At 33.0% G+C, this 5,743-nt stretch carries 4 protein-coding genes; all 4 read right to left on the reverse strand.

Annotated elements, in window-relative coordinates:
• Nucleotides 1-291: 291 nt before the first annotated feature.
• Nucleotides 292-1,356: an IS1595 family transposase gene (locus J6D32_RS09825; protein WP_287467635.1), complete on the reverse strand. Its 1,065-nt coding sequence runs from the start codon at nucleotides 1,354-1,356 to the stop codon at nucleotides 292-294.
• Between the two features lie 426 nt (nucleotides 1,357-1,782).
• Entirely contained in the window at nucleotides 1,783-2,163 is a 381-nt protein-coding gene (locus tag J6D32_RS09830; protein WP_155062050.1) for a DUF6262 family protein, read from the reverse strand.
• Nucleotides 2,156-4,276: a tyrosine-type recombinase/integrase gene (locus J6D32_RS09835; protein WP_262952032.1), complete on the reverse strand. Its 2,121-nt coding sequence runs from the start codon at nucleotides 4,274-4,276 to the stop codon at nucleotides 2,156-2,158. The genes J6D32_RS09830 and J6D32_RS09835 overlap by 8 nt, the downstream gene beginning before the upstream one ends.
• Before the next feature lie 11 nt (nucleotides 4,277-4,287).
• Nucleotides 4,288-5,409: a tyrosine-type recombinase/integrase gene (locus tag J6D32_RS09840; protein ID WP_155062051.1), complete on the reverse strand. Its 1,122-nt coding sequence runs from the start codon at nucleotides 5,407-5,409 to the stop codon at nucleotides 4,288-4,290.
• Between the last annotated feature and the right edge of the window lie 334 nt (nucleotides 5,410-5,743).

Raw genomic sequence — 5,743 nt, forward strand, 5'->3', positions numbered from 1 at the left:
TCAGATTATAGATTCAGCAGGTGCTTTATTAGGCGAAGAAAAAACAATTACTCCAGGAGAAACTGTGATATTCAAGGAGATTCCTTGGGACAGTGGTACAGTTTTAATTCAAGCAAAGGCAACAATAGACGGAGTTTATGAATTCAAAGTCATAAATGAAAAAGTAGTGGATTAAAATTATATCTTAAATAAAATTCGATATAACTAAAGAAGATGATTGTAGTGATTAACACAATCATCTTTTTTAGTTGTTGAAATAATACAAGAATTATCAAAATTGATAATTCTTCATTACACAAAAGCAGGAGTTCTTGTTCTAATCGCTTCAACAGAACAATCCGTGTAATTAGCCTGAGACAATACATAAGCTCTTTCTAACTTAATAGATTCTCGTTCAGACTTGAATATTTCGATAAATTTGAACCAATAGAGGTAATTTTGTAAATGTTTAGTTGCAACTCCTTTAAAATCGCTCATAAAAGCTTTTAATCGACTATGAAGGGAGTTGATATGTTGGATATGATAAATATCTTTTTTTCGCTTTCCTGACGCTATTTTAATGTGATTAAGATGTAATTCCTCTGATAAAGTCGAATAACCATGAGCGCTGTCTGTGCATAAAGTTGAGTTCGCTGAAATATAACCTTCATAGAATCGTTTAAGAGCTGGATATTCTAATCGACCTGTACAAATTAACCCCATTTTAAGATTCCCTAAACGGTCTAAAGCTGTTCCAACTGCCACTTGTTCATGAGATAATCCACGTTTCTTTTTCTTAGTTTGTTTAGTCGTTCGACCAGTTGAAGTACGAACGCCTTTTTTATAACTTCTAACCTTTGTAAAATTTCCTTTTCGGTTATATCTGAAGAATGTTTCGTCAGCTTCAATAAGTCCTTCTAAATCTCCAACACCTACTGCTGTCGCTAACGCATCTAAAATTTTGTGTCGCCAAAAAAATGAAGTAGCGATATTTATCTTACACTCCTCAGCACATTTACGAATCGTATACCCAGACAACATACATTTCAGATATTGAAGCCAAAGTTTCGGTGATTTTTTAGAATGACAAGAAGGGGTAGCGGTCTGGTCACTAAAAGATTTATGACAATGACGACATAGATAACGTTGAAGCCCTTTTTTAGTTCCATTTTTTACAACGTGAGTTCCATGACAAAAAGGACAAGTATATTGCCCTTTAGAATAACGAGTTTCTTTAACCTCCCTTTGTAGGTTATCTATGTGAAAATTAATATGATTGAGTTCAACAAATTGTGCAACCTCTTCAAATTCATCTTGTGATAATTTAGGAATTAAAGCTAATACTTTTTCTTTAATTGTCTTTTTCTTTTTCGCCATAAAACTTACCACCTAAACAAATGTTTGTACATTCATTATACTACACCAAGTGAAATGAGTTATGCAAAAATTTTGTATTATCAACACTTGTTTAAAACAGACCCTAAGAAAAAAAAGAGGGATTTATCATGAACATTAAAATAATTACATTTATTATTTTTATATTAAGCTTAATTTGTTTAATTACTGACATGAATTTATTTTATAATTTGGCTATATTTGTAGATGAATTCAATACATCACCTGATATAGTTTATGGTGGGGATTTCTGGTTGCTTATGAATTGGGTAAAACTCGGTCTTACTGCCTTAATCATTCTTTTATCAGGGATTAGCCTATTTAAGATTAAACATAAATAAGTAAAAATGAGAGAGAATTGGATTTGACATTCTCCCTCTTTTTTTTATTTCCTAACACAGCTTTTTATTAAATCTCTTCATAAATTTTCGCATGAAATGATTTAACTTGTTCCTTGAGTTTCTTATTTTCTGCTTCTAACCGCTTAATACGGATTTTAAGGGATTCAATGATCGCATCTTTGGTTTCATCTGTCCGTACTCTTTTGATTTGTTTCGGAGTAGGTGATTGTTCTTGTTGAGTTCTCAATCGCTCTATTCGTTCACGAATGGTGTCATGATTATAGAGAGTGGCTTTGCTAACTCCAGATTCTTTAGCCACACTATTAAAGTTAATAGGTTCTTGAGCTAATAGAAGCCGTTTAATGGCTTTGTCAACTCGTTCATTAGTCTTTTTTCGTCTTTGTTCATGAACCTGTTGTAAATGGGTTTTACGGTCATAATCAGACATTTGATTCACCTCGTTTTCGTTTTAATCGTTCCAAGTTACCAAAAATGATTTCACCTTTTTGTAGGGTGCTTAAAATGGATTGATAAATTTCCAAATTTTTTTGATTTTTTTCCCTAATGTCATCTCGCCCATATTGCTCGGCATAATCAATAGACCTTGACGTGGTTTTAACTAAGAGCTCATATTTTTGAGTATCATCTTCTGAGAACCCGATCGCTAAATGATTACAAGGTTTTCCTCCATTACACGTTAGGCAAGGTGGTTCATCCATATGTGGGCAATCTCCTTTAATTCGAGCATGACAAGTTCCATATGGATTATCCATAGCAGTTAGCTTGTGATCTCGATAAAGAGTTTCTAAAATATCTTCAGGAATATCGTCGCCTGCTTGATATTCAACAATTTGATTACCGTTATCAAAACTAAAGACTCCTTGTTTCATAACTTCATCAAAAGCTTTTCTCTTAGTATCATCTAATAACTTAGCGTAAGTTAGTGTCATTTCTGGTGATGCATGTCCTAACAATTCCTGAACCACTAAAATATCTGCTCCGCCATTCAACATCTTTACACCATATGTATGTCTAAATTGATGCATGGTAAAATGAAAAATCTCTCCATTTTCATCTTTGATTTTGAATTTATGAGCGAATTGATTTAATTTTTCTCGAACCCACCCCTGTGAATAAGGGTATCCTTTTCTTGAACCATGGTAGCGAACGAAAATTAAATTTTCGGGATTATTATCTTGATTACTTAACTCTTTAGATTGTTTAATTTCGACAGCTAACAGATTAGCCAATTCATCGTCAATAGGGATTCGATGACCTTCTAATTTAACTTTTTGAATGTCAGTTTGAATATAATATTTCTCTTTTAATCGAATTAAGCAACCGTCAGCCAATTTTAAAACATCACAGATTCTCAAACCTGACCTAAAAGCCACATAAACAACGGGAACAATATCTGGATGCAAGTCGTTAATGTGTTCAAATAATTGGTCTAAGACGAAATCAGGGATATAATCGACTTTATCTGCCGACTTTTTAGGAAGTTTCGGTTTATCCTCACGATAGATTAATTTTTGAATAGGATTCATCGGAGCAATTTCATAATCGTATCGTTGAATGTCTGATAAAAAAGTTTCAATTATCCCCAATGACTTCCTAATGTAACTTGTGGCATTCGCATTTTTCCTCGTTAATTGGTTTTGAGCGTATTCATTGAGATAAGCAATAAATTGTTGAACATGTCCCCGATTCAACCCTTTTAAATCATTCCAAGTAGGCTCTAACTCATTAATAAAATTTAAAAATGAGCAAATTGGTTTTGAGTAGTTTTGTGCTGTACCAATAGAGAAATTATTTCGGCTTAACAAGCGTTGTTTATAATATTTTTTAACTTCATTTCTTAAAATAAGATTAGAAATATTGCTAAAATCAATATAAAAATGAGTTTTACTTTTATTAAATTCCATTCCATATTTCTGATTTAAAATTCGCACATCCCAACTATCTTTTTCCCATTCATCGCGAGTATCTCTCAGATTGAAGTAGGTATCATACATACTTCTTAAAGTATTAGCTAATGCTGTCTTATTTTTATATTCCCCTTGAATCGTTTGTTGTGTAGCCATCGTTTTAACACCTTCACTATTTAGATAAAACAACCATTCTTTTTCAGCTTTTTCAATCTCCAAATCAAATAGTGTGTTTAATGAAGCATATTTTTCATTCAAAAAGGTGAATAGTTTTTTCAAATTTTGTTGTTGACTATTTAACCAATAAGATAGAGTCCACTTATCTTGGAAAATAAGGTGATGTATCAGATATTTAAACTCCATTTTTAAATGTTTGTTTTCAATGGTGAAATGAAATTCTTTCCTCTTTCCTTTTTGGTATTCTGTTCCCTGAGATTGAAATTGCTTGATACTAAAAAAGAAATCAACATTCCAAATATCATTATCTAAAAAATAATTTGTTTCAATGTATTCAGTCGTCACCGTTCCATCAGGGTGGACTGTTTTTTCAGGGTAAAATTTCAATGTTTCGATGAGTAAACTCTGGGGATTTAACTCTTCTTCTGGATGTAGTAACTGTAATGCTGTTGCCATTAAATCACCGCCTATTGTGGGTTTCTATCAAGTTTAAATGCGTGTTGAGCCTTTTCCCATTCGGCTCGAATTTCTTCATCGGTCTGATGCACATAAATGTCCATGGTTGTTTGAATCTGAGCATGACCTAATCGTTCTTGAACCAATTTAACATCTTTCGTTGTTTGATAATAGATTGAGGCATGGGTATGTCGTAAGAGGTGGGGATGAGCATCAATCCCTGTCTTTTGTTTAAGACGTTTAAAGAGGGATTGAACATCTGTATATTCTAAGGGTTCCCCTTTATTTGCTCCTTTTAACTTAACGAATAGGAAATTAGTATCAGTCTCTAATTCGTCAATTACCTCATAAAGATAGTCATCATATAAATTCATCAAGTCAGATGAGATTTCAATCTTTCGTTCATTTGTTTTGAGTTTAGCCCCATTTTCTAATTCGCCACGGTCCACTAATTGAATATGATAACCCACTCGATAGTCTCGTTTAAAATCAGCAATATGGAGTGATAAGACTTCTCCAATTCTTAAACCCGTCTCAAATAAAACATTCAATAACAATTCATCCCGAATGTTCGAAGTGGCTTGAACTAATTGAGCCACTTGTTCTTTTGTTAAAGTTTTTAATTTCGTCTTAGGTTCCTTTACCTTTAACAGATTCTTCGTCACAGGATTTCCTTTTGTAATATGATGCAAGAATCCCTTATATCGTTTCCCATTTCCCACATAGATCTGTTTCATTAACTTATCCGCAATATCCGTTGGGAGTTCGTCATTTCGATAGAGATAATCATAAAAATTAGTGACCACTGTAATCGTGAGATTCACTGTCTTTGCTGTTAGTTTAGAGGTCGTAGGTGAGGCGATAATGACTTTTGAATTACGATAGGGATTCTGCAACCAAGCCACAAACTCTACCATTCCTTGTAGAGTAATTTTTTTATAATCCTTTTCCGTCTCTTCTAAAAAGGTAAAATAGTGTTTCAAACCATAACAGTAAGTCTTTAACGTATTATGGCTTTTACCTGTTTGGTCTAAATACTTGAGATATTTCACAACAGGAGTGACAGGTATACCTTCTGAATCAACTAAGAGGTACTTTCGTTGACCCTTCACTTTTACTTCTTGCACATACATGATGTCGCATCCTTTCACACGCTCTTGATTAACTTAATCTTAGTTTTCCCTTATCTCTATATTTAATACATATTAAACTCATCTATTTTAACTTTGTTAATCTTTCTAATCAAAATAAAAATAGAGGATATATGTCTCATACTGAACATAGTATCCTCTATTAATTATAGTATTGTTAACTATAGGATGGGCTTTTTTTATATTCATAAGATAAGCCCCTACTTACATATAATGAGATGTACTGTATTCAAACTAGGGGAGGCGCTTAAATGTGAAGCAAAAGGTGAAAGAAATGGTGGACGCCATTTATCCGACGTTAGTTGAAATTCGACGA

Origin of the sequence: Turicibacter sp. (genome assembly GCF_017941855.1) — a bacterium.
Classification (GTDB): Bacteria; Bacillota_I; Bacilli_A; order MOL361; family Turicibacteraceae; genus Turicibacter; species Turicibacter sanguinis.